The sequence below is a fragment of the Billgrantia campisalis genome (genome assembly GCF_022341425.1).
Taxonomy (GTDB): Bacteria; Pseudomonadota; Gammaproteobacteria; order Pseudomonadales; family Halomonadaceae; genus Halomonas; species Halomonas campisalis.
Window position 1 is genome coordinate 51853 of record NZ_JABFUC010000009.1, and the last position, 23157, is coordinate 75009.

Here is a 23157-nt window from a genome sequence, read left to right on the forward strand (position 1 = left end):
ATGGGTGAGTTGTCAGGGATCGCGGCAACGCAGGGCGCCGCGACCTTGCTAGCCTCGCCGCTGGGCGGCAAGCCCGCCTCCTCCCCCCGGGAGGAGGACAAGGCGTATGCCGGGGGCGTAGGGGCCGGCGAGCACCCCATCGTGCCGGTGATGCTCCACGACGCCGCGACCGCCGGCCGCTTCGCCGACGCCATGCTGGAGGAGGGCATCTACGTGATCGCCTTCTCCTACCCGGTGGTGCCCCAGGGCAAGGCGCGCATCCGCACCCAGATGTCGGCGGCGCTCAGCCGCGAGGATCTGGAGTACGCCCTGGCCGCCTTCGGCCGGGTGAAGGAGCGGCTGGGGCTCTAACCGGCTTGTGGTACTTGGTGCTGACACGCATCATGCAGACAGCATAAATTAAGCTACTCTTTAACATGGAATCTTAAACAACCCACCACACCCCCTTGAACACTACGGCACTGTTCCAGTCAAACGGGACAGTGCCGAAAGCGCAGGAGGTACTGGTTTGATACGCGCAGAAGGCGTCACCAAGATCTTCGGCCCGGCCCCGGAAACGGCGCTGCCGCTTCTGGAGGCGGGCAAGGGCAAGAGCGAGATTCAGGCCGAGACGGGGCAGGTGGTGGGGGTCCACGATGTCAGTTTTTCCGTCGAGCCCGGCGAGGTGTTCGTCATCATGGGCCTCTCGGGCAGCGGCAAGTCGACCCTGATTCGCTGCATCAACCGGCTATTCGAACCCACCGCAGGCCACATCTTCTTCCAGCATCCCGACGAGGGCGAGGTCGAGATTACCGGGCTCTCGGACGAGCGTCTGCGCATGCTGCGCAAGCACCATATGAGCATGGTCTTCCAGAATTTCGCGCTGTTTCCCCACCGCAGCGTGCTCGACAATGTGGCCTACGGACTGGAGGTCCAGGGCAAGGCCCGCGACGAACGCCATCGCCACGCCCGGGAGATGCTGGAGATGGTCGGGCTTGGCGACTGGGGCAATGCCTACCCATCCGAGCTCTCCGGCGGTATGCAGCAGCGGGTCGGGCTGGCCCGGGGGCTGGCCACCGACGCCAGCGTGCTGCTGATGGACGAGCCCTTCTCGGCCCTGGACCCGCTGATCAAGGTCAACATGCAGCAGGAGCTGAAGAAGATCCAGCAGCAGCTGGGCCGCACCATCCTGTTCATCACCCACGACCTGGACGAGGCCATGCGCATCGGCGATCACATCGCCATCATGGAGGAGGGGGAAATCATTCAGCTCGGCACCCCCGAGGAGATCCTGGTCAACCCGCGTACCGAGTACGTGGCCCGCTTCGTCGAGCACGCCGACCCCACGGCGGTGATCACCGCCGGCACCATCGCCCAGCCCTTGGACAGCCAGACCTTCAGGACGGTAAGCGAGGCCGACGGCCTGCGTTTCGTCGCCGCGGACGACCTGCCGGCACTGCACTATGGCCTGGACGACCAGGGCCGGCTCCAGGAGGCGCGGCTGAACGGGCAGCGCCTCGAGATCCGCTCGCTCGACGAGGCGCTCGAACGCGAGGCCCGCGGCGCCCGCCGCGAGGACCTGCTAATGCTCTGCCCACACCAGACGGTGCTGCGTCAGGTGCTGCGCGGCCGTACCCGCACCGCCCTGCCCACGCTGGTGACCGACGCCGAGGGCCGCGTCACCGGGCTGATCGACGAGCTCCAGCTGATCCGCGGCATCCTCGAAAAGCGCGGGCCAAGCGCCGACAGTGAGTCGCTGCCGGTAGCGGAGGAGGCATCCTCATGAGCGAGATTCTCGAGCTGTTGCGCCAGCTGATCACCGACCCCTTCGGGCTGCTCGAGGCCCTGCCGGTGCGCCAGTGGATCACCGATGCGGTCAACTGGGTGGTCAGCAACTTCCGCGACTTCTTCCGTAGCTATCTCAGCCCCCCGGTGCGCGGCGCAATGGAGCTGATCCAGACAGCGCTGGAAGCCATCCCGCCGGGGCTGTTCCTGGTCGGCATCTTCCTGATCGGCTGGCGAGCCGCCTCCTGGCGGGTCGGGCTGTTCAGCTTCATCGCCCTCGCCCTGGTGGGCTTCATGGGCGTCTGGAACGCCCTGGTGGTGACCCTCTCGCTGGTGATCACGGCAGTGCTGTTCTGCATGCTGATCGGCCTGCCGCTGGGCATTCTCTGTTCGCGCAGCGATCGCTTCGCCAACGCCATGCGGCCGATTCTCGACATCATGCAGACCACCCCGCCCTTCGTCTACCTGGTCCCCGCCGTGATGCTGTTCGGCATCGGTAACGTGCCGGGGCTGATCGCCACCATCATCTTCGCCATGCCGCCGATGATCCGCCTGACCAACCTGGGCATCCGCCAGGTGTCGACGGAGTACATCGAAGCGGCCGAGGCCTTCGGCTCCACCCCGCGCCAGATCCTCTGGAAGGTGCAGTTCCCGCTGGCCCTGCCGACGGTAATGGCGGGGCTCAACCAGACCATCATGCTGGCACTCTCGATGGTGGTGATCGCCGCCATCATCGGCGCCGGGGGCCTCGGCCTGGAGGTCTACGCCGGGCTCGAACGGCTCAACATCGGCCAGGCCTTCGTCGGCGGCATCGGCATCGTGCTGCTGGCCATGGTGCTGGACCGGATCACCCAGGGACTGGGCGAGAAAGCGCCCGGCAAGAGCAAGTAGTCTCAATTGCAACCTGTGATATAGGAGGCATGACATGCACACCACAGCGACACATCGTCATCCGCTGAAGCACGCCACCCTGGCGCTGTCCGCGGCCTGCCTGCTGGGTCTGGGCAGCCAGGCCGCGGCAGACGAGCAGCGTCCCGGCGAGGGCGTCAGGGTGCAGCCCGCCGTGGCCACCTGGACCTCGGCGGTGCCGGTCAGTTGGGCCTTCGTCGAACTGCTCGAGGAGCTCGGCTACGACGTCCAGACTCCCATTTCACTCTCCAACCCGGTGGCCTACCTGGCGGTCTCGGAAGGTGACGCCGACTACTGGCCCAACGGCTGGTTCCCGCTGCACAACCCGCAGCTGCCGGACAACTTCGACGAGGTTGCCACCCTCTTCGACCCGCACTGCCCGGCCTGCGGCATCCAGGGCTATCTGGTGGATATCCCTTCCATCGAGGAGTACGGCATCACCGGTATCGACGACTTCACCCGCGACGAGGTGAAGGCGGCCTTCGATGCCACCGGCGACGGCAAGGCCGACCTGTTCGGCTGCCCGCCGGGCTGGGGCTGCCACGAGGGCATCAACGCCATGCTCGACACCTTCGAGTTGCGCGACCACATCAACCACGTGGATGCGGGCTACGCCGCCAACTTCGCCGAGGCGCTGTCGCGCATCCAGGCCGGTGAGCCGGCGCTCTACTACACCTGGGGGCCCAGCGCCTGGCTGCTCTCCCTGGTACCCGGCGAGGATGTGATGTGGATCAACGCACCGGGCATCGTCGAGGACGAGGCCGAGCGCGCCGAGGGCGTCGAGGGCGCGGTCAGCGACCCCGTCGAGATGGGCTTCGTCGCCGCCGATATCCAGGTGGCGGCCAACAACGCCTTCCTCGAAGCCAACCCGGCCGCCGCCGAGCTGTTCCGCCAGGTGCGTCTGCCGCTGGAGTGGATCAGCGAGGTGGACGGTACCATGGACGAGCAGGACCTCACCGATGCCCAGGTTCGGCCGCTGGTCGCCGAATGGATCGCCGAGAACCGCGATACCGTCGACGAGTGGCTGGCAGCGGCACGCGCCGCGGCCGAATAACGCTGGCCCCACGTCCGCGCTAGGCGGACGCTGCGGCATCAGATGACCCGCAACGCCCCTGCCCTATCGGCGGGGGCGTTGCGCGATGTCCTCGGCAGCCGGCCCGGCTGATGCGGATCGCACTGGCGCCGATGGCGGTCAGTCCACGGCGTGGCCGCGCGCCTCGAGCCAGTCACGCAGGAAGGCGATCTCCTCCTCCTGAGCGGCGATGATCTCCTCCGCCAGCTGGCGGATTTCCTCGTCCTCGCCGTGCTCGAGCACGATATTGGCCATATCGATGGCCCCTTGGTGATGAGGGATCATGCCGCGGGCGAAGTCCACGTCGGCATCGCCGGTGAAGCCGACCATCATGCCCTCATGCATGCGGTCATTGGCCTCCCGGTAGGCCTGCACCGCGGGATTGTCGGCATGCTCATCGCCGTTATGGGCGTGGCCATGGTCGCCGTGGCCATGGTCATCACCGTGGCTGCCGGCGGTGGCCGGCTGGGCCAGCAGCGCGGCCCCGGCCAGGGCGACCGCGCCCAGCACCGCTGTCCACCCACCGAGCCCGGTCTGGGGGCGGCCGGCGGCGATGGCGCGAATCTCATCCTTGTGCTTCGGCGTGCGGGTCTGTCGATGGGTCATCTCGGGACTCCTTGCAGGTGGGTCGACATGTTGGCGCTCTCCTCATTCTCGTCCATGTGGGCCGCACAAGGGTCAAGCGGATCGCCAGCCCTGCTTGGAGCCCCAAGGTCGGAATGGGTTCCCGTGCACCAGCCCCTCCGTGCGGCTTGAAGTCAGTTGGGGCAAGCCTGGGGAGTGTGACAGACGGCACAGGGCAGTATTGCCCAAGACAGCCATAGCCCACCGCCCCATAACCGGCTACCCTCGTTGATAATTGCCCTTATGTAAGCCCTGTCTCACCCTGCCCCGCTCAACGGAATGCCCATGGACTGGAACCCCGCCGTCATCTGGCTGATCATCGCCCTGTTGCTGGGCCTTGCCGAGCTGTCCACCGGCGGCCTGGTGCTGCTGGCGTTGGCCGTCGCCGCCGCCCTGACCGCCACGCTGGCCGGCCTGGGGCTGTCACTGCCCTGGCAGCTGCTGGGCATGGGCGTGTTTTCCGGCGTGCTGGTCCCGCTCGCCGTGTGGAAAATCCGCCCCTGGTTCTCACCCCGCGGGGTGGCCTACGGCACCACCGGCACGGGAGTGGAGAAGGGCCGCACCTACACCACCCTCAAGCGCGACTTCGACGGCGCCAGTGGCATCAAGATCAACGGCGACTTCTATCGGCTGCGCGTCGCCGCCGACGCTGATGAAAAAAGCGGTGAGACCGAGCTGCCACCTGGCACTCGAGTGGTTTTCCTGGCCTTCGACGGCACCACTGCCATCGTCCGCCTAGCCCAAACGGCGCCATCCCAGCGCGCCACCCAAGACACGGAGTAACCCAGCATGGATATGGACCTTCCCATCAGCCCGGGGCTGATCATCGCCCTGATCATCGTCATCATCGGCATTCTGACCATAGCCAAGGGGCTGGTGATCGTTCGCCAGTCCGAGGTGATGGTGATCGAGCGCCTGGGCTCCTTCAACCGGGTGCTGGAGAGCGGCATCAACATCATCGTGCCCTTCATCGATCAGCCCCGCGCCATCACCATGATTCGCTACCGCAAGATGGGTGAGGATTACCACGCCATCACCAGCAACGAGACGCGTATCGACCGCCGTGAAACGGTAATGGACTTCCCGGGCCAGCCGGTGGTGACCACCGACAACGTCACGGTGAACATCAACGGCGCGCTCTACTACCAGATCATCGACCCCAAGCGCGCCGTCTATGAAGTGGAGAACATGAGCCAGGCGGTGGAGGTGCTGGCCAAGACCACCCTGCGCTCGGTGGTGGGCAAGATGGAGCTCGACAAGCTGTTCGAGTCCCGGGCCGAGGTCAACAACGAGATCCAGGCCGCCATGGAAGAGGCCGCCTCCAAGTGGGGGGTGAAGATCTCGCGGGTCGAGGTGCAGGACATCGCCATGCCCGAGGAGGTGGAGTCGGCGATGCGCCTGCAGATGGCCGCCGAGCGCAAGCGCCGCGCCACCGTCACCGAAGCCGAGGGCGAGAAGTCCGCCGCCATCGCCATGGCCCAGGGCCAGCGGGAATCGGCGATCCTCAACGCCCAGGGCGACAAGGAATCCGCCATCCTGCGCGCCCAGGGCGAGCAGGAGTCGATCAAGCTGGTCCTCAACGCCATCGGCGACAGCGAGGAGAACAAGCGCACCGTGGTGGGCTACCTGCTGGGACAGAGCTATATCAAGGTGCTGCCGACAATGGCCAAGGACGGCGAGCGGGTCTTCGTGCCCTACGAGTCCTCCGCCCTGCTCGGCTCCATGGGCATGTTCCGCGAGATGGCCGGCTCGCCGGAAGATACCGTCGCCAGCCACCTGAAGAGCGGCGGCAACCACGGCGGCCTGCGCGGCGGTGTGGTGGGCGGCGCCGCCAGCGGCGGCTGAGCACTTGCCAGCGCCGGCTAAACGGCCGGTAGTGCTATCCTGATCAAAGGTGCCGTACCAAGGGGCTCAAACGATGTCGCAGCCACTGGAATCACTGATAGCGCAAGGCCATGCTCCCCAGGAGCGCGGGCCACGGAAGCATCCGCCGGCAATCCGTTAAGGAGGCACAGGATGCTGCCTCCCCCCGGCCCAGCCCGTGCGGTCTTCGGCCTCGCCCTGCTCGTGGCGATGCTCGGCTTTTCCATCGCTGCCGGGCTGGGCTGGGTGGACCGCAACGAGCGGCAGCAGACTACCGATGCGTGGCTGGACCGAATCCAGTTTGAAGCCGTGGAGGCCGCCGAGTCACTGAATACCGATCTGCGCCTCCTCTCCGACCTGGCCTACGGAATCGCCTCCGATCTGGCCCGCGGCGAGTTGCCGGTCGAGCAGATCGAGGCTCGACTCGAGGCCCTGGTGGAGCGCCACCCCGAGGTGTTCGGCGTGGGCGTGATGTTTCGACCCTATGCCTACGCCCCGGACCAGCGGCTCTATGCGCCCTATATCGTCAAGCGCAATGGCGTTCACGAGATGTTGCGGGTCGATGACGTCTACGACTACACCCAGCCCGAGCACGAATGGTTCCGCCAAGGGATCACCTATGCGCGCTGGCACGAGCCCTTCTTCGGCGAGGCCAGCCAGGCGATGCTCGCCCTCTACTGCATCCCCTTTCGACTCCCCGAGGAGCAGCGGGTGCTCGATGGTCCCGGGGCCGACGGCACCGTCTGCATCGACTACTCGATCGAGGATATCTGGGGCCTGGTCGGCGCCCTGGACCTGGGCCAGACCGGCTATGCCTTTGTCATCACCGACCAAAGCACTTTCGTGGCGCACCCGCGGCGGGACTACGTGCGCCAGGGGCGGTCCCTGTACGATATCGCCGCGCAGCTCTACGACCCGGTACTGATGTGGCTGGCGGAGCAGGCTACCGACCAGCGCAGCGGCGTGATCGACCACTCCAACGAGCTCACCGGACAGGACTCCCGTATCTACTATGGCCCGATCACGGCGACGAACTGGTCCCTGGCCGTGGTCGCCTTCACCGACGAGATACCGCTCGATATCGCTGCCCACAAGCAGCGTCAAATCGCCATCACCATCGTGTTGATCATCGGTGCCATCGGCCTGATCGTCATGGTGGCCTCCTATCGGCTGGGCTCCAAACCGATGCTGTGGAGCGGGAGCTTTGCCATCGCCCTGCTGTTCCTGGTCGGTGTGGCCAATATCTGGCTGCAGGAGTTCGCCGAGGCCGGCCGCGACCCGCCGGAGGCGGTCATGCTGGTCGACCTTGCCGGCGTCCAAAGCTACCTCGACGATTATGAGGAAACGGCACAGCACCAGCCCTATGCACCAACGGCCAAGATTCCCACCGGCGTGTTCGTTCAGGCCATCCGGTTCGAGTCGCCCCACGACTTCGTGGTGACCGGGTTCGCCTGGCAACGCTATACCGTACCCGACCATGATGACGTGCAACGCGGCATCTTCTTTCCCGATGCGATTCCCACGCTGGACCGCCGCGAGGAGCTGTTCCGCTTCCGCGAGGGGGATGCCGAGGTGGTCGGCTGGTTTTTCAAGTCCAGCGTGCATCAGCCCATGGACTATTCCCGCTTCCCCATCGACGTCAAGACCCTGAAGCTGCGCGTCTGGCATCCCGACATGGCACGCAACGTCGTGCTGGTACCGGAACTGGGAGCATACCGCCTGATCCACCCGACATCGCTGCCGGGAGTCGAGACCGGGTTCAGGCTGCCAGGCTGGCAGCTACAGCGCAGCTTCTTTGCCTACCGTTTCCACGACTACCGCAGCGACCTGGGGATACGCAACAGTGCCAAGGTGGGCGACTTCCCGGAGCTGACCTACAATCTCACCCTGCGGCGCAATATCACCGATGCCTTCATCTCCAACCTGATCCCCCTGTTTGTCGCGGCGCTCATGCTGTTCGCGATGCTGGCGATCGACACCCGGGACAAGGTCCGCGCCGACCTGTACGGCTTCAACACCATCAAGGTGCTGGCGACCACCACCGCCATCTTCTTTGTCATCCTGCTCGCTCATATCGACGTCCGTCGCCGCTACGTTGCCGAACAGATCATGTACCTGGAATTCTTCTTCTTCATCACCTACTTCACCATCGTCGCCGTCTCCTTCAACGCCTTTATGCTGGCGACGACCAACGAGAATCGCTTCTTCCATTACCGCGACAACCTGATCCCCAAGCTGCTGTTCTGGCCGCTGCTGCACGGGGCCTTCTTCGTGGTCACGGTGTATGTCTTCCTTTAGGGAAGCGCTGAACAAATAGTGCCGCTGCTGGGTCACCCCAACTGAAACGGGTACACCGCGCCGATCGCCAGGATGCGCGTCAGCTCGTCCAGGGCGGTGAGCGACTCCGCGGCGAGCTGCGGGTCGGCCAGGTCCGCCGGGGCCAGGCGGTCGCGGTAGTGGCGCTCGACCCAGGCGGTGAGTTCGCCGTAGAGGGCGTCGTCGAGCAGCACCCTGCCGGTGAGCGCGCCGCGCTCGGCCTCGCTGAGCACCACCCTCAGGCGCAGACAGGCGGGGCCGCCGCCGTTGCGCATGCTCTGCTTGACGTCCTTGACCAACACCTCGCCGATGGGGTTGGGACCCGCCAGCAGGAGGTCCTGGAGGGTGCGCCACACCGCCTCGTTCTCCTGGCACTCGCCGGGCACCACCAGGGTCATGGTGCCGTCCGGGTTGGAGAGCAGCTGGGAGTTGAACAGATAGGAGCCCACGGCGTCGGCGAGACTCACCGCCTCGACCGGCACCCGCACCGGGATCAGCGGCGTGGCCAGCTTGGCACGCAGCTCGTCGAGTACTGCCTGCTCGTTCAGGAAGGCCATCTCGTGGTAGAGCAGCACCGGCCCGTTGCCCACACAGATGACGTCATTGTGGAAGACCCCGGCGTCGATGGCGTCGGGATGCTGCTGGGCAAACACCGTCTGCGACTCGCCCAGGCCGTGCTGGCGGGCCACCGCCTGGCTCGCCTCCAGGGTCTGGCGGGCCGGGAAGCGCCGGGGCGCCACGCCCGGCTCGCTGCCCCAGCCGAAGGCCTGACGGCCGTAGACATAGAGGTGCACGCCGGGCTCGCCGTGGCTGCCGGTGAGCCGCGTATGGTTGGCCGCCCCCTCGTCGGAGAACGCCGGGGTGGCGGGCAGCACCGAGTGGTGGGCGAAGCGGGATGGATCCCGGAAGATCGCCGCCAGCACTCGGCCGGTGGTGGCCGGTTCGAGGAAGCGGTGGAAGCTCGACTGCAGGTTGGCCGGCGTGAAGTGCACCCGGCCGTCCGCGGCGTCGGCGCTGGGCGTCACGGTGGCGGCGTTGGCGGTCCACATGCTGGAGGCCGAGCAGACCGCCCGCAGGACCTGCGGGGCCTCGCCGGCGGCCCGCGCCAGCACCCGCTCGTCGCTGCCGGTGAAGCCCAGTGCCCGCAGGGCACCCAGGTCAGGCCGCTGCTGGGGGGGCAGCACGCCCTGGGCGTAGCCGGCGTCCATCAGCGATTTCATCTTGGCCAGCCCCTGCAGCGCCGCCTCCCTGGGATTGGCCACCAGCCCCTCGTGGGTCATGGAGGCCACGTTGCCCAGGGCCAGCCCCGAATAGTTGTGGGTCGGCCCCACCAGGCCATCGAAATTGACCTCACGGTAGTTCATATCTGACTGGCTCACAGCGTCACTCCCGGCGGTAGTTGATCGGGCAGGTGGAGGTCCTCGCTCTCCATGGAGGCGACCGGGTAGGCGCAGTAGTCGGCGGCATAATAGGCACTGGGCCGGTGGTTGCCGCTGTCGCCCACTCCGCCGAAGGGGGCGTCACCGGAGGCGCCGGTGGTCTGGCGGTTCCAGTTGACGATACCCGCGCGGATACGCACCAGGAAATCGTCCCAGTCGCCGCGCTCGCCGCCGATCAGGCCGGCGGAGAGGCCGTAGCGGGTATCGTTGGCAAGCCGCAGGGCCTCGTCCCAGTCGCGGTAGCGATAGACCTTGAGCAGCGGGCCGAAGTGCTCCTCGTCGGGCACCGGCAGGCCGGTCACGTCGATCAGCGCTGGCGACAGCAGGCTGGTGCCCTCGCGCTGCCGCTCCATGCGTGAGAGCACAGTGCCGCCCAGCGCCTCGAGGTCGTCCTGGGCCTTGAGCAGGCCGTCGGCGGCCTCGACGCTGACCAGGCCGGCGTAGAAGGGAGCCGGCTCATCGAACTGGCCGGCCACGCGCAGCCGGGCCATGGCGTCGCTGAGGGCGTCGAGCAGGTGATCGCCCACCTGCCCTTCCGGCACGATCAGCCGCCGGGCGCAGGTGCAGCGCTGGCCGCCGGAGAGAAACGCCGACTGCAGAATGGTCAGCACGGCGGCGTCCTGGTCGGGCACGTCCTTGACCACCAGGGGGTTGTTGCCGCCCAGCTCGAGAGCCAGGATCTTGTCGAGTTGGCCGGCGAACTGGCGATGCAAGAGCCCGCCTACCTTGGCGCTGCCGGTGAACAGCAGGCCGTCGATGTCGGGGTGGGCCGAGAGCGCCTGGCCCACCGACGCGGCCCCCTGCACCAGGTTGATCACCCCCGCCGGCAGGCCCGCCTCCTGCCAGCAGGCCAGGGCCAGGTCGGCGGTCAGCGGGGTCTGCTCGCTGGGTTTGAAGACCACCGTATTGCCGGCCAGCAGCGCCGGCACCATATGGCCATTGGGCAGATGGCCGGGGAAATTATAGGGGCCGAACACCGCCATCACCCCGTGGGGGCGGTGGCGCAGCACGGCGCGGGCATCGCCCAGGTCGCGCTCGCGCTCCCCGGTGCGCTCCTGGTAGGCGCGCAGCGAGATCGCCACCTTGCCGATCATCGCCCCCACCTCGGTGCGCGCCTCCCACAGCGGCTTGCCGGTCTCACCGGCAATGGCCCGGGCCAGGACCTCGCGATGGGACTCCAGCACCTCGCGGAAGCGCTCCACCAGCGCCTGGCGCTCGGCGAAAGAGGTGCGCGCCCAGGCCGGGAAGGCCTGACGAGCGGCCGCAACGGCCGCGGCGACCTGGGCCTCGGAGGCCGCCGCACCCTGCCACAGGGTCTCCCCGCACACCGGGTCGTACTTGATGAAACCCGGTCCCTCGCCGGCCTGGCGGGCGCCATCGATCAACAGCTGCTGGGTGGCCTTCATGGTGTCTCCTCGGTGTCCAGTACGCGCAGGATGTCGCCGGCGGCGACCTCGAGCCGACGGGCCTCCTGCGCGCTGAGAGTGATGATGTCGTCTGCGTTGGGGCCGCGGGCGACCCAGGCGGCGCGAAAGCCGGCCATGCCGGTGGTGGCCGCCAGCCAGCGCGGCCGCGCGGCCGGGTCTTCGCCCCCCGGTTCGACCTCCACCCGGCAGCGCCGCGACTTGCGAACCGCGCGCACATCGTCGATGTAGGCCTCCACCGTGGGGCCGCCGTCGAAGATGTCGATGAAGCCCTCCCAGCGCAGCCCCTCCTTCTTGAGCATGGCCAGGGCCGGGCGGGTGTGCTCGTGAACCTGGCCGATGCAGGCCCGCGCCTCCTCCGAGAGGAAGGGCGTGTAGATCGGAAACTTGGGCATCAGCTCGCCGATGAAGCTCTTCTGGCCGAGCCCCGTCAGGCGGTCGGCCTCGTCGAAGTCCAGCGGAAAGAAGTGGCTGCCCAGGCACTCCCAGAAGGGGCTCTTGCCGCGCTCGTCGAAGACCCCGCGCATCTCCGCCAGCACCTTGTCGGGAAAGCGGTCGCGAAACTCGGCCATGAACAGCCAGCGCATCATCGACAGCAGGGCGCCGTTGCGCTGGTGGCGGCGATCGGCGCCGCGATACTGGGGCCGCAGGAACAGCGAGGCCACCTCGGCATCGCCGGTGTGGTCGGAGCTGAGGAACAGGGTATCGATGGTGCGGTGCAGATCGAGCTGCACCGAGGAGTGGGCGAGCGTCCCCAGCCGGTAGTGGTAGAAAGGCACCTCGCGCCCCACCTGCCCCTCGATGGCGCAGCAGCCGGCCAGCTCACCGCTGGTCTCATCCTCCAGCACGAAGAAGTAGAGGCGCCGGTCCACCGGCAGTCGCTCCTCGAAGGCGGCGACCGCCGAGGCGATCTTGGCCGCCAGGAACTCGCGATTATCGGGCAGCGAGGTGAAGCCCACCCCGGTCTCCCGGGCCAGTGCCTGCAGCTCCGCCAGGTCGCCCTCGGCGATCGGTCGTATGCGCATCACAGCTCTCCCTCGTCGAATCCGGGCTCGTCGTCATCGCTGCCGGGCAGGGCCAGGGGAGCGGCGAGCACCGCCCGCCCCTCCTCCACGCCAAGCAGCTCGGCATGCGCCGGCGATAGCATCAGCTGGCCGGTGGGCGACAGCGCATAGCGCGCCACCACGCAGCGGAAGTCGCCCAGACGCTGGTTGGCCACCATCGCCGGCTCGGCGTCGGGCAGCGTATGGGCCGGCCGCACCCGCACCGGATGCCAGGCGGCGCGGCGGAAGCTGGCCAGCCGCTCGCGCTCGCCCTTGATCACCGGTCCGGCGTCGAAGATGTCGACGTGGCGCGAGCGTAGGAACCCCTCGGCCAGCATCTCGGCCATGGCGCCTTCGTGGTCGGGATGTTCGCGGCCGATGGCGGCCCGCGCCTGGGGCGTGAGCAGCGCCAGGTAGAGCGGGAACTGCGGCATCACCTCGGCGATGAAGCTCTTCGAGCGCACCCCGGCCAGGTAGTTGATCTCGTGGTAGTCGCGCACGAAAAAGTGGCACCCCACGCTGTTCCAGAATGGCGACTCGCCGGCGTCGTCCAGGTAGCCGGGAAAGGCCATGGCCAGGATCTCGGCGAAACGCTCCGGGTACTGGGCGATGAACATCAGCCGCGCCCGGCGCAGCAGGCTCTCGGCGCTGGTGCCGCGGTAGCGCGGGTCCAGCGACAGGGCGCACAGCAGGGTCGCCTCGGAGACCTCATGGGAGAGCGCCAGGGTCGGCACCTCACGGCGCACGTTGAGCTGCTGGGAGGCGTGGATCAGCGTCTCCTGGCGATAGGTGTAGTAGGCCTCGCTGGCACCGGCCTCGGCGCGAATCGTGGCGGTGCCCACCACCTCGCCGCGCTCCAGGTCCTCGAGCACGAAGGCGTAGTGCTCGTCGCCGGGGAAGTCGACCTCCCGGGCGAAGGCCTGCCGCGAGCGGGCGATACGCTCCTCGAGACGATCACGGTGGGCCGGCAGATTGGTCAGGCGCGGCGTGGCACTGCCCGCCAGCCGCTCCAGGGCCGGCAGGTCGGCCGACCGCACAGGGCGTACAACCATCATGGCAGGGTCTCCGGGTCGGGTTGCGGCGTCTGGCACGGCGCGGCCGGGGCTCACTGTCCAGCCACCAGTCGCGCCACGGCACGCTCGAGGCGCTCCATGCCCTCGCGGATATCCGCCTCGGGAATCACCAGCGACGGCGCCATGCGCAGCACGTTGGGCCCGGCGATCAGCGCCATCAGCCCCTCCTCCAGGGCCAGCGGCAGGATGTCCTTGGCGCGTCCCTCGTACTCGGGGGCCATCTGGGCGCCGATCAGCAGGCCCATGCCGCGGATCTCCTGGAACACGCCGTGCTGGCGGTTGATCGCCTCCAGGTGCTCGCGGAACAGGTCGTGGCGGCGCTTGACGCCCTCGAGCACCTCCGGGGTATCGATATACTCGATAGCGGCCAGGGCCACCGCCGAGGCCAGGGCGTTGCCGCCGTAGGTGGAGCCGTGGGTGCCGATGGCCATGGAGGGGGCGATGCGGTCGGTGGTGAGCATGGCGCCCACCGGGAAGCCGCCGCCCAGCGACTTGGCGCTGGTCAGGATGTCCGGCGTCACGCCGTACTCCATGTAGGCGAAGAGGCTGCCGGTCCGGCCGGCACCGGTCTGCACTTCGTCGAAGATCAGCAGCGCATCGTGGGCATCGCAGAGGTCGCGCAGCCCCTGCAGAAACTCGGGGGTGGCCGGCACGATGCCGCCCTCGCCCTGCATCGGCTCCACCATCACCGCGCAGGTGTCGTCATCGATCAGGTTGCGCACGCTGTCGAGGTCGTTGAATTCACCGTGGACGATGCCGCCGGGCACCGGCCCGAAGCCCTGGGAGTACTTGGGCTGTCCGCCGACGCTGACGGTGAAGAAGGTGCGGCCGTGGAACGACTGCGAGAAGGAGACGATACGGTGCTTGTGCTCACCGGCGGTGTCATGGGCCCAGCGGCGCGCCAGCTTGAGCGCCGCCTCGTTGGCCTCACCGCCGGAGGAGCACAGGTAGACCTTGTCGGCGAAGGTGCGCTCCACCAGGCTTCGCGCCAGCGCCAGCGCCGGCTCGTTGGTGTAGACGTTGGAGAGGTGCCAGAGCTTGCCCGCCTGCTCGGTGAGCGCCTCGACCAGCACCGGGTGGCAGTGGCCCAGGGAGTTCACCGCGATGCCGCCGGCGAAGTCGATGTATTCGCGGCCCTGCTGGTCCCACAGGCGGCTCCCCTCACCGCGCACCGGGATGGCGGCCTGGGGGGCGTAGTTGGGCACCATGTACTGATCGAAGTCGGCGCGGGTCGGGGTCTGGCTCATGTCGGTCTCCATTCCATCGAAAAAAGCGAAGCGAGGTGTCACCCGAGTATAGGGAGACTGGCCTCCGGCGGCTTTCAGCAATGGGACCCCGACTTGTGAAAAAGGCTGTGGACGCAGGTTGTCGTCACCGCAGGCCAGGATCGACTAGGCTGACAATCCGTCGGTCAAGGAGCGTCCCATGTTCAATACCACCCGCTGGAACCGAATCCGCTACGGTCTCTACTCGCCGTTCTACGATGCGGTGGCCGATCGTGCCTTTCGCAAGGCGCGACAGGTCTCCCTGGAGCAGGTGGACTGGCAGCCCGGTATGCGCGTGCTGCTGGTAGGCGCCGGCACCGGACTGGACCTCCCCTGGCTGCCACGCGATGTGGAGCTGCATGCCACTGACCTGTCACCGGCCATGGTCAAGCGCCTGGAAGCTCGCGCCGAGCACCTGGGGATGGACGTGGTCTGTCGGGTCATGGACGCCGAGGCGCTGGACTATCCCGACGGCCACTTCGACGTGGTGATCATGCACCTGATCCTGGCAGTGATGCCGCATCCCGAGGAGGGCCTGGCCGAGGCCCACCGGGTCCTGAACGATGCCGGCCAGCTGTGTGTGATGGATAAGTTCCAGGCCGACGAGCGCCCCGCCGGGGTGGCGCGCCGGGCGCTCAACGCCCTGACCTCGGCGATTGCCACCGATATCACCCGCCAGGCGCGCCCGCTGCTGGAGGCTGCCGGTTTCACCGTCACCCTCGACCGGCCGGTGCTGATGGGGTCGCTGTTTCGCACCCTGCTGGCGCACAAGGCACCCGGTGACTGAGCATCGGCTCAACTCAGCCGCTCTTCCCGGGGGGTGACCCCGAAATGGTTGCGGTAGGCGGTGGAGAAGTGGGCCGGCGAGGAGAAGCCGGTCTTCAGGGCGATCTCCCCGGCGGGCTGCTCGCTCTCGCGCAGCAGGCGCCGCGCCTCCTGCAGGCGCAGGTCGAGGTAGTAGCGGCCGGGCACCGCCTGCAGGTACTTCTTGAACAGCCGCTCCAGTTGGCGGCGCGAGATGCCCAGATGCTCGGCCAGCTCATGGGTGGTCAGCGGCTCCTCGATATTGGCCTCCATCAGCTGCACCGCATCCACCAGCTGCGCCGGCGCGTGCCCCAGGCGGGTACGCAGGGGCACCTGCTGGGGCTCGTCGGCCATGCGAATGCGCTCCAGCACGAAGTGCTCGGAGACGCGCTCGGCCAACTCGCTGCCGTGATGGGCGGCGATCAGGGTCATCATCATGTCCATCGCCGCGGTACCGCCGCCGCAGGTGAGGCGGTCCCGGTCGATCTCGAACAGCTGCTGGGAGAGTCTCACCCGCGGGAAGGCCCGGGTGAAGGCGGCGAAGCGCTGCCACGGCAGGGTGGCGCGGTAGCCGTCCAGCACCCCGGCGCGCGCCAGCAGCTCGGTGCCGCCACCGACGCCCACCAGCACCGTGCCGCTGCGTCCCAGGCGGCGCAGGCAGGCCAGCGGCAGCGACTCATCGCCGGCGGGCAACGGGCTCGGGGCGCACACGACCAGCATGTCCAGGGTGTCCGGCACGGTCTCGAAGGGCTGGCCGGCGGCCAGGCTGAGCTCGGCGAGGCTGGGCACCTCGCGCCCCCCCGCGCTGAAGGCCTGCACCCGGTAGAGGCGTCCGCCGGCTAGCTGGTTGGCCACCATCAACGGCTCCAGCGCACAGGCCTGGGCCAGCAGCGAGAAGCCCGGCAGGGTCAGCACGCCGACCCGACGGGACGACGATGATGTGGATAGCGGGTTGGAAGTATCGGGCATGGAACGCAGCGCCGTGAGCCGAATCGAGGCTGTGATCTTACTCGATTGGCAGGGGCTGCGCCGAGCGCCGGGCGGAGCAGCGAGACTCCCCGTTCCGGCAGCTCAGGTCAGGCGGCTCCCCCGGGCCCGCGGCGGCCGGCCCGGCGGATCCTCACATATACCCCATATGCTCCGGTTCCTGTGCGCCGGGCGCCTTGCGCTTCATCTCGCTCGGCGATTTGTTCAGCGATTCCCTCAGGGCCAGACCAGCGTGAAGATCAGAATCGCACCGGCGATCAACGCCGCCACCAGCAGGACCCAGTGCAGGTTCTGGGGCGGCTGCTTGGCCTCCGGCTGGTCCTCGTCCGGCTCGGGGTGTTCGAAATCCTCCGGCTGCCTCACTTCCTTGAGGTGCTGGCGCTCCTCTTCCGGCGTCTTGCTTTCCCTGGTATCCATCGCGGCTCTCCATCGGCTTAGGGAAACACTGCACAAATGCCTACGCGAGCGAATCGCTGCGTTGCGCGGTGCTGGTGCGCCAGCCCGGTCGGAATCCTCACATATACCCCATATGCTCCGGTTCCTGTGCTCCGGGCGCCTTGCGCTTCATCTCGCTCGGCGATTTGTTCAGCGCTTCCATGGGGTGTCTGCCCGGCCAATCGGGCACGGAGCCTGATTCGCCGGGACTATACAGTCACGACATCGAAGCTCACGTCCGGGTTCACATCGGCCTCATAGTCCACGTCGTCGCGACCGAACCCGAACAGCTTCAGGAAGTCGTGCTTGTACCCAGCATAGTCGGTGATCTCGAAAAGGTTCTCGGTGGTCACCTTGGGCCACAGCGCCTTGCATGCCTGCTGGACGTCGTCGCGCAGCTCCCAGTCGTCCAGGCGCAGCCGGCCGACCTCGTCGGTGACGCAGCCGCTGCCGTAGAGGCACTCGCCGAACAGGCGATTGAGCTGGTCGATGGTGCCCTCGTGCAGGCCCTTCTCCTTCATTACCTTGTAGACCATGGCGATATACAGCGGCATCACCGGAATGGCGGCGCTGGCCTGGGTCACCACCGACTTGAGCACCGCCACGTTGGCCCCGCCACCGGTGGCCTTGAGCCGGGCATCGATCTCACCGGCGGCACGGTCCAGGTCCTCCTTGGCCTTGCCCAGGGCCCCGTGCCAGTAGATCGGCCAGGTGATCTCGGTGCCGATGTAGCTGAACGCCACGCTGCGCGCCCCCGGAGCCAGCACGCCGGCCTTGTCCAGGGCGTCGATCCAGAGCTCCCAGTCCTCGCCGCCCATCACCGCCTTGGTGTCCTCGATCTCCTGCTCGGTGGCGGGCTCCACCTCGGCCTCGATGATGGTGTCCTTGTTGGTATCGATGGCGGTGGCCCGGTAAGTCTCGCCGATCGGCTTCAAGCTGGAGCGCTTGAGCTCACCGGAGTCGGGCAACTTGCGCACCGGGGAGGCCAGCGAGTAGACCACCAGGTCCACCTGCCCCAGGTCCTGCTGGATCAGCTCGATGGCCTTGTCGCGCACCTCATGGGAGAAGGCATCGCCGTTGATCGAGCGGCTGTAGCGCCCCTCGGACTTGGCGAAACGGTCGAAGGCGGCGCTGTTGTACCAGCCGGCGGTGCCGGGCTTCTTCTCGCTGCCGGGCTTCTCGAAGAAGACCCCCAGGGTGTCGGCCCCGTAGCCGAAGGCGGCGGTGATACGCGCCGCCAGGCCGTAGCCGCTGGAAGCCCCAATCACCAGCACCTTCTTGGGTCCCTGCTGCGTGTTCAGGCCGCGGGCGCGAGTCGCCTCGATCTGCTCGAGCACGTTCTTCTCGCAGCCGACGGGATGGGTAGTGGTGCAGATGAAACCGCGAACCTTGGGTTTGATGATCACGACTGACCTCATTGTTGATGTCGGGCGCCCCACGGGCGGCACCCGAGCGAGTAAAGTAGGTTGTGGCGATATTCTAGCGGCCGCCACCCTTCCTGTCCGCCCTTGTCCTGTCCGCTCTTGAGCCGCGCCCGGGAGTGGGGCAGGATGCCTTTCCCGGGTAACGCGCAGGCAGGAGATGACGATGGATGCTCAGACGCTGGTCGATGAACGCGGCGAGCTGTGGCTGGCGCTGGCCCCGCTGTGGCTGGACCGCGAGCCGAGCGAGCGCGATTTCGCACGCATGGTGGAAGTGATCGAGCGCCACGACCTGACCCTGAACGAGCTGGAATGGGTCTTTCGCATCGAGCTGGCGCCGGTACTGGCGCGCAACCAGATGTCGATGGCCGGCGAATGGCGCCACTTCGACGAATACAAGCTGATGCAGCGCCTGGTGGCCCACAACCTGCGGCTCAAGGGCTGGCGACGCACGAGCTGGTCGCTGTTCTCGGGACTGACCACCATGATGACGCGCCACCGTTGGAACGAGCTCATGCTGCGGGTGATGGTGGCCCGCGGCGAGACGCCCCACTGAGCTCAATGCTCGTCCAGCGCCTGCTCCAGGGCCAGCTCCAGGGCCGCGCCGTTCTCCCCCGGTGAGAAGCGCTGCAGCACGCGTCCGTCGCGAGCGACCAGAAACTTGGTGAAGTTCCACTTGATCGCCGTGGTGCCGAGCACCCCCGGCGCCGAGCGCTTGAGCTCCACGAACAGCGGGTGGGCGCCGCGCCCGTTGACCTTGACCTTCTGCATCAGCGGGAAGGTCACCCCGTACTCCCGCGAGCAGAGGGCGCAGAAGTCCAGCGCCGACTCCGGCGCCTGACGGGCGAACTGGTTGCAGGGAAAGCCGAGCACGGTGAAGCCCCGTTCGCGGTGGCGACGATAGAGGCGTTCCAGGTCGCGCAGCTGAGACGTGAAGCCACAGCGGCTGGCCACATTGACGATCAGCAGCACCTGCCCCTGCAGGGCCCCGAGGTTGAACGGTTCGCCGCTGTAGGTGCGGCATTCATGGTCGTGAATGGACATGTGTCGCCTGCCTTGGAGTCACCTATCACGATGCCACGTCGTTTGCGGCGGCGCCAGCCCGTCGACCCGACCGGAGCCGGCCCACCCCGGGCCCCGCGCGCCCCGCCGGCGGTCTCATTCCGGCGCCGCAAGCCAGCCCTCCCGCACCAGCGCCTCCACGGCCTGGCGAGTGTCCGGGGTGGCCTCGGCCATGGCCAGGGCCTGCCCCAGAGGCGCCCAGAAGGCCTCGGCGACCTCCTCCGCCTGTAGGATCAGAGGACCATCGTAGTCGACGACGAAGGCGCTGCCGAAGATATGGTTGCCGCCCTGGTCGTGCATGAACTCCAGCGCATGGTGAAGCGGCACCCCGCGGATGCCCAGCTCCTCGGCCAGCTCGCGGCGGGCCGCCACATGCACCGCCTCGCCGGCGCCGACCACCCCGCCGGCGGCGAGGTCGAGCGCACCGGGGAACACCTCCTTGGTCAGGGTGCGGCGCTGCACACAAAGCTCGCCGCGGGCATTGCGCACCACTACGTAGGTGGCGCGATGCCAGAAGTGGAAGCGGCGCATCAGCGCCCGCGAGGCACTGCCGCAGGGGCGATTGCGAGCATCCACCAATTGGATGGACTCGTCGGCAATCCGCGGCGCCGGCAGCGCCTGATCAAAGGGGGTGGGGACCGTCACGGCTCTCTCCTTAGCCATCATGCCCCCAGCCTACTCAGCAGCAGGCCGGGCGTCACCCCCACATCACATTGACCGGCGCCACGGCACTGACCATGCTGCGGTCAGGCCCCCCCGAGGAGCGCTGCCATGACCGACCGGGCACCCCGCATGCGACTGGCGACCCACGAGGTGATCAACCAGCCCGCGCCGCCGGGCGACCGCGACCTGCTCGCCGACGACACGCCGCTGCGCGAGGCGCTGGCCCGGGAGGCACCGCCCTGGGTCGTCGAGCGCCTGGCGCCCCTGGGCCGCGAGGCCGGCAGCGCCCGGGTCGCCGCCCTGGGCGAGGCCGCCAACCGTCACCCGCCGGAGCTGCGGCTGTTCGACCGCTACGGTCGGCGGCTGGACGAGGTGAGCTACCATCCGGCCTACCACGCGCTGATGGCCCTGGCGCTGGAGAACGGCTGGCACGCCGTGGCCTGGCAGGAGGAGGGGCAAGGCGGCCATCAGGCCCACGTGGCCGCCCTCTACCTGCTGACCCAGGCCGAGCCGGGCTTCTGCTGCCCGGTGACCATGACCCATGCGGCCATGCCGGTGCTGCGCCGCGCGCCGGAGCTCGAGGCCCACTGGGCCCCCGGGCTGCTGGCCCACGCCTACGACCCCCGCCCGCTGCCGGCCGCCGACAAGCGCGGCCTGACCCTGGGCATGGCGATGACCGAAAAGCAGGGCGGCAGCGACGTGCGCCGCAACACCACCCGCGCCGAGCCGGAAGGCGAGGCGTGGCGGCTCACCGGCCACAAGTGGTTCTGCAGCGCCCCCATGTCCGACGCCTTCCTGACCCTGGCCCAGACCGAAGGCGGGCTGGGCTGTTTTCTGGTGCCGCGCTTCACCCCGGACGGCGAGCGCAACGCCATCGAGCTGCAGCGACTCAAGGAGAAGTGCGGCAACCGCGCCAACGCCTCCGCCGAGATCGAGTATCGTGGTGCCTGGGCAACGCTGATCGGCGCGCCCGACCGCGGCGTGGCCACCATTCTCGACATGGTTCAGCAGACCCGGCTGGACGCCGCCACTGCACCGGTGGGCATGATGCGCCAGGCGCTGGCGGAGGCCTGGCGGCATGTCCAGGGCCGCCACGCCTTCGGCCGGGCGCTGGCCGAGCAGCCGCTGATGCGGGCGGTGATCGCCGACCTGGCGCTGGAGGTGGAGGCCGGCATTGCCCTGGCGCTTCGCGCCGCCCGCGCCTTCGACGCCGCCGCCCGCGGCGACGAGGACGAACGCGCCCTGGCCCGGCTGCTGCCGGCGCTGGCCAAGTACTGGCACAACAAGCGCGGCCCCGGCTTCATGGCCGAAGCCATGGAGTGTCTCGGCGGCATCGGCTACGTGGAAGAGGCCCCGCTGGCGCGGCTCTACCGCGAGGCCCCGGTGAACTCGATCTGGGAGGGCTCGGGCAACGTGATCTGCCTCGACGTGCTGCGGGTCCTGGCGCGCCATCCGGCGGCGCTTCAGGCCCTGCATGCCGAACTGAACGCCGCCCACGGCCAGCAGCCCGACTACGACCTGGCCCTGGCCGGACTCGAACGCGAGCTGCGGCGCCCCACCGAGGCCCTGGAGCCCCGCGCCCGCTGGCTCACCCAGCGCCTGGCCCAGTGCCTGCAGGCCTCGCTGCTGCTGCGCCACGCGCCGAGCGAGGTGGCCATGACCTTCTGCCGCACGCGGCTCGGGGTCGAGGCCGCCCCGGTCTACGGCGTACTGCCCGGCGATGCGCCGCTGGCGGCGATACTGGCGCGGATCGGCGACTGAGCCCGCGCCAGGCCGGGAATCGCCTCGGCGGGCACCGGCCGCGACAGGCCGAAGCCCTGCACATGGGTGCAGCCGAAGCGGGCCAGCAGGCCCAGGCAATCCAACTCCTCGACCCCCTCTGCGATCACCCGGATACCCAGGCGGCGACCCAGCAGCGCTACCGCCTCGACGATGGCGGCGTCCTGGGTGTCGTCCTGCAGGTGGCGCACGAAGCTGCGGTCGATCTTGAGCTCGCTGATCGGCAGCATCTGCAGCCGGGAAAGGGACGAAAATCCGACACCGAAGTCGTCCACCGACACCTCCAGGCCGGCCAGGTGCAGCCGGGCGGCGATTTCCGAGCCCAGCAGCTCATCGTCCATGGCCGCGGTCTCGGTGATCTCGAGCACCACCGGCGGCGACGCCCCCGGGATGCGGTGGCGGGTGCGGGCCAGCAGGTCCGGCGCCATCAGGTCATCGGCGGTGACGTTGACCGACATCGACAGCGCCAGGTCCAGGCGCTGCCAGCGCTCGGCATCGGCCAGCGCCAGCTGCAGCACATGACCGGTCAGGCGACGGCTCTGGCCGGGGGTGAGCATGGGCAGGAAGCTGGCCGGCCCGATCAAGCCGATCTCCGGATGGGCCCAGCGGACCAGGGCTTCGACGCCGCTCAGCCGACCGCTGACGAGTTCGAACTGAGGCTGGTAGTGCAGGGTCAGCTCGCCCTGCTCGAGGGCCCGCTCCAGTTCCTCGGCGGAGAAGAAGGGGTCGCTCTCGGGCACGATGGCCGGCTCGCGGCCGAAGCGCAGCCCACCCAGCCGCTGGCGCAGCTCGGCCAGCCGCATGGGCTTGTCCAGGGAGCCCAGCATCTGCAGCCCCAGGGTCTGCCCCACGCGCTCGGCGATGCGCGAGATCTTGCGTTCGACGCCGCCCAGCAGCAACACCCAGCCGGGGTACTGCTGCTCAGCCAGCTTGCGCAGCAGGGCGATGCCGTCCGGGTCTTCGGACTCCAGCCCCATGATCACCAGTTGGGGCCGACAGGCGGCGACCTCGTCGAGCAGCGTCACGGTGCGCCGACAGCAGCGGCTCTCCATGCCCAGCAAGTGGAGCTGCAGCGACAGGATGGCCACCACGTCGGGGTCCTCATCGAGGACCACCGCCAGGGCGCGCTCTTGGTTCGGCTGATCGTGCATCGGCAGGGTGTCCGCTCAGGCAACAGCCATGAGGCTAGCACTCCCGCGGCCAAGCATCACCGC

The 23157-nt window shown here is 68.3% G+C and carries 22 protein-coding genes; 10 read left to right on the forward strand and 12 right to left on the reverse strand.

The window, feature by feature from the left end:
* The first annotated feature begins 45 nt into the window (after positions 1 to 45).
* The 4 genes from HOP52_RS12060 (at position 46) to proX (ending at position 3727) form a co-directional block, all read left to right on the forward strand.
* Complete coding sequence (locus tag HOP52_RS12060) at positions 46 to 351, forward strand: aminotransferase class I/II-fold pyridoxal phosphate-dependent enzyme (RefSeq protein WP_238977640.1); 306 nt, start codon at positions 46 to 48, stop codon at positions 349 to 351.
* A gap of 157 nt (positions 352 to 508) precedes the next feature.
* Complete coding sequence (locus HOP52_RS12065; protein WP_238977641.1) at positions 509 to 1765, forward strand: quaternary amine ABC transporter ATP-binding protein; 1257 nt, start codon at positions 509 to 511, stop codon at positions 1763 to 1765.
* The gene (locus HOP52_RS12070; RefSeq protein WP_238977642.1) at positions 1762 to 2655 is read left to right on the forward strand and encodes an ABC transporter permease; all 894 of its coding nucleotides are present in this window, start codon (positions 1762 to 1764) and stop codon (positions 2653 to 2655) included. Before HOP52_RS12065 ends, HOP52_RS12070 begins: the two co-directional genes overlap by 4 nt.
* A 34-nt stretch (positions 2656 to 2689) precedes the next feature.
* A complete protein-coding gene (gene proX, locus HOP52_RS12075) occupies positions 2690 to 3727 on the forward strand; it encodes a glycine betaine/L-proline ABC transporter substrate-binding protein ProX (protein WP_238977643.1) in 1038 nt (345 codons plus the stop codon).
* A gap of 138 nt (positions 3728 to 3865) precedes the next feature.
* Here proX and copM read toward each other — a convergent pair whose 3' ends face one another.
* The gene (gene copM / locus HOP52_RS12080) at positions 3866 to 4351 is read right to left on the reverse strand and encodes a CopM family metallochaperone (protein WP_238977644.1); all 486 of its coding nucleotides are present in this window, start codon (positions 4349 to 4351) and stop codon (positions 3866 to 3868) included.
* A gap of 303 nt (positions 4352 to 4654) precedes the next feature.
* Between copM and HOP52_RS12085 the strand changes: the two genes are divergently transcribed.
* The 3 genes from HOP52_RS12085 to HOP52_RS12095 all read left to right on the forward strand — a co-directional run bounded on the left by HOP52_RS12085 (position 4655) and on the right by HOP52_RS12095 (position 8530).
* A complete protein-coding gene (locus tag HOP52_RS12085; RefSeq protein ID WP_238977645.1) occupies positions 4655 to 5152 on the forward strand; it encodes an NfeD family protein in 498 nt (165 codons plus the stop codon).
* Positions 5153 to 5164: 12 nt separating this feature from the next.
* Positions 5165 to 6214: an SPFH domain-containing protein gene (locus HOP52_RS12090; protein WP_238977773.1), complete on the forward strand. Its 1050-nt coding sequence runs from the start codon at positions 5165 to 5167 to the stop codon at positions 6212 to 6214.
* A 171-nt stretch (positions 6215 to 6385) separates the two neighbouring features.
* Complete coding sequence (locus HOP52_RS12095; protein WP_238977646.1) at positions 6386 to 8530, forward strand: PDC sensor domain-containing protein; 2145 nt, start codon at positions 6386 to 6388, stop codon at positions 8528 to 8530.
* Positions 8531 to 8562: 32 nt separating this feature from the next.
* Here HOP52_RS12095 and astB read toward each other — a convergent pair whose 3' ends face one another.
* From astB to HOP52_RS12120, 5 genes are read right to left on the reverse strand one after another with little or no spacing between them, the layout of a single operon-like run.
* Entirely contained in the window at positions 8563 to 9912 is a 1350-nt protein-coding gene (astB, locus tag HOP52_RS12100; protein ID WP_238977774.1) for an N-succinylarginine dihydrolase, read from the reverse strand.
* Between the two features lie 11 nt (positions 9913 to 9923).
* Positions 9924 to 11393, reverse strand: a complete 1470-nt coding sequence (gene astD / locus HOP52_RS12105) for a succinylglutamate-semialdehyde dehydrogenase (RefSeq protein ID WP_238977647.1) — start codon at positions 11391 to 11393, stop codon at positions 9924 to 9926.
* Entirely contained in the window at positions 11390 to 12436 is a 1047-nt protein-coding gene (gene astA / locus HOP52_RS12110; RefSeq protein ID WP_238977648.1) for an arginine N-succinyltransferase, read from the reverse strand. The genes astD and astA overlap by 4 nt, the downstream gene beginning before the upstream one ends.
* Positions 12436 to 13509 carry an arginine N-succinyltransferase gene (locus HOP52_RS12115; protein WP_238977649.1) on the reverse strand — a complete coding sequence of 358 codons (1074 nt, stop codon included), beginning with the start codon at positions 13507 to 13509 and terminating at the stop codon, positions 12436 to 12438. The genes astA and HOP52_RS12115 overlap by 1 nt, the downstream gene beginning before the upstream one ends.
* A gap of 50 nt (positions 13510 to 13559) precedes the next feature.
* Positions 13560 to 14774: an aspartate aminotransferase family protein gene (locus HOP52_RS12120; protein ID WP_238977650.1), complete on the reverse strand. Its 1215-nt coding sequence runs from the start codon at positions 14772 to 14774 to the stop codon at positions 13560 to 13562.
* A 178-nt stretch (positions 14775 to 14952) separates the two neighbouring features.
* Between HOP52_RS12120 and HOP52_RS12125 the strand changes: the two genes are divergently transcribed.
* Complete coding sequence (locus HOP52_RS12125) at positions 14953 to 15579, forward strand: class I SAM-dependent methyltransferase (protein WP_238977651.1); 627 nt, start codon at positions 14953 to 14955, stop codon at positions 15577 to 15579.
* Positions 15580 to 15587: 8 nt separating this feature from the next.
* Here the strand turns inward: HOP52_RS12125 and HOP52_RS12130 are convergent, their stop codons facing one another.
* The 3 genes from HOP52_RS12130 to fabV form a co-directional block, all read right to left on the reverse strand.
* A complete protein-coding gene (locus HOP52_RS12130; RefSeq protein ID WP_238977652.1) occupies positions 15588 to 16565 on the reverse strand; it encodes a GlxA family transcriptional regulator in 978 nt (325 codons plus the stop codon).
* A 234-nt stretch (positions 16566 to 16799) separates the two neighbouring features.
* Positions 16800 to 17000: a hypothetical protein gene (locus HOP52_RS12135; RefSeq protein WP_238977653.1), complete on the reverse strand. Its 201-nt coding sequence runs from the start codon at positions 16998 to 17000 to the stop codon at positions 16800 to 16802.
* Positions 17001 to 17227: 227 nt separating this feature from the next.
* Positions 17228 to 18424: an enoyl-ACP reductase FabV gene (fabV, locus tag HOP52_RS12140; RefSeq protein WP_238977654.1), complete on the reverse strand. Its 1197-nt coding sequence runs from the start codon at positions 18422 to 18424 to the stop codon at positions 17228 to 17230.
* Positions 18425 to 18605: 181 nt separating this feature from the next.
* Between fabV and HOP52_RS12145 the strand changes: the two genes are divergently transcribed.
* Positions 18606 to 18995 (forward strand): DUF7079 family protein, encoded by a 390-nt coding sequence (locus tag HOP52_RS12145; protein WP_238977655.1) that lies wholly within the window; start codon positions 18606 to 18608, stop codon positions 18993 to 18995.
* Between the two features lie 2 nt (positions 18996 to 18997).
* On the opposite strand, the gene HOP52_RS12150 is transcribed toward HOP52_RS12145, so the two are convergent.
* Positions 18998 to 19483 carry a glutathione peroxidase gene (locus tag HOP52_RS12150; protein WP_238977656.1) on the reverse strand — a complete coding sequence of 162 codons (486 nt, stop codon included), beginning with the start codon at positions 19481 to 19483 and terminating at the stop codon, positions 18998 to 19000.
* 114 nt (positions 19484 to 19597) lie between these two features.
* Positions 19598 to 20146, reverse strand: a complete 549-nt coding sequence (locus tag HOP52_RS12155) for an NUDIX hydrolase (protein ID WP_238977657.1) — start codon at positions 20144 to 20146, stop codon at positions 19598 to 19600.
* Between the two features lie 126 nt (positions 20147 to 20272).
* Here HOP52_RS12155 and HOP52_RS12160 point away from each other — a divergent pair, with 126 nt between their 5' ends.
* A complete protein-coding gene (locus tag HOP52_RS12160) occupies positions 20273 to 21925 on the forward strand; it encodes an isovaleryl-CoA dehydrogenase (RefSeq protein WP_238977658.1) in 1653 nt (550 codons plus the stop codon).
* Here HOP52_RS12160 and HOP52_RS12165 read toward each other — a convergent pair.
* Positions 21865 to 23094, reverse strand: coding sequence for an EAL domain-containing response regulator (locus HOP52_RS12165; RefSeq protein WP_238977659.1), 1230 nt, complete (start codon positions 23092 to 23094; stop codon positions 21865 to 21867). The two genes, HOP52_RS12160 and HOP52_RS12165, sit on opposite strands and share 61 nt — an antisense overlap.
* Positions 23095 to 23157 lie beyond the last annotated feature (63 nt).

Bases quoted from the DNA above. Each gene is read 5' to 3' on its own strand.
- HOP52_RS12070 (WP_238977642.1), top strand. From the start codon at position 1,762: ATGAGCGAGATTCTCGAGCTGTTGCGCCAGCTGATCACCGACCCCTTC.
- proX (WP_238977643.1), top strand. From the start codon at position 2,690: ATGCACACCACAGCGACACATCGTCATCCGCTGAAGCACGCCACCCTG.
- copM (WP_238977644.1), bottom strand. From the start codon at position 4,351: ATGACCCATCGACAGACCCGCACGCCGAAGCACAAGGATGAGATTCGC.
- HOP52_RS12085 (WP_238977645.1), top strand. From the start codon at position 4,655: ATGGACTGGAACCCCGCCGTCATCTGGCTGATCATCGCCCTGTTGCTG.
- HOP52_RS12090 (WP_238977773.1), top strand. From the start codon at position 5,165: ATGGACCTTCCCATCAGCCCGGGGCTGATCATCGCCCTGATCATCGTC.
- HOP52_RS12095 (WP_238977646.1), top strand. From the start codon at position 6,386: ATGCTGCCTCCCCCCGGCCCAGCCCGTGCGGTCTTCGGCCTCGCCCTG.
- astB (WP_238977774.1), bottom strand. From the start codon at position 9,912: ATGAACTACCGTGAGGTCAATTTCGATGGCCTGGTGGGGCCGACCCAC.
- astD (WP_238977647.1), bottom strand. From the start codon at position 11,393: ATGAAGGCCACCCAGCAGCTGTTGATCGATGGCGCCCGCCAGGCCGGC.
- astA (WP_238977648.1), bottom strand. From the start codon at position 12,436: ATGCGCATACGACCGATCGCCGAGGGCGACCTGGCGGAGCTGCAGGCA.
- HOP52_RS12115 (WP_238977649.1), bottom strand. From the start codon at position 13,509: ATGATGGTTGTACGCCCTGTGCGGTCGGCCGACCTGCCGGCCCTGGAG.
- HOP52_RS12120 (WP_238977650.1), bottom strand. From the start codon at position 14,774: ATGAGCCAGACCCCGACCCGCGCCGACTTCGATCAGTACATGGTGCCC.
- HOP52_RS12125 (WP_238977651.1), top strand. From the start codon at position 14,953: ATGTTCAATACCACCCGCTGGAACCGAATCCGCTACGGTCTCTACTCG.
- HOP52_RS12130 (WP_238977652.1), bottom strand. From the start codon at position 16,565: ATGCCCGATACTTCCAACCCGCTATCCACATCATCGTCGTCCCGTCGG.
- HOP52_RS12135 (WP_238977653.1), bottom strand. From the start codon at position 17,000: ATGGATACCAGGGAAAGCAAGACGCCGGAAGAGGAGCGCCAGCACCTC.
- HOP52_RS12145 (WP_238977655.1), top strand. From the start codon at position 18,606: ATGGATGCTCAGACGCTGGTCGATGAACGCGGCGAGCTGTGGCTGGCG.
- HOP52_RS12150 (WP_238977656.1), bottom strand. From the start codon at position 19,483: ATGTCCATTCACGACCATGAATGCCGCACCTACAGCGGCGAACCGTTC.
- HOP52_RS12160 (WP_238977658.1), top strand. From the start codon at position 20,273: ATGACCGACCGGGCACCCCGCATGCGACTGGCGACCCACGAGGTGATC.
- HOP52_RS12165 (WP_238977659.1), bottom strand. From the start codon at position 23,094: ATGCACGATCAGCCGAACCAAGAGCGCGCCCTGGCGGTGGTCCTCGAT.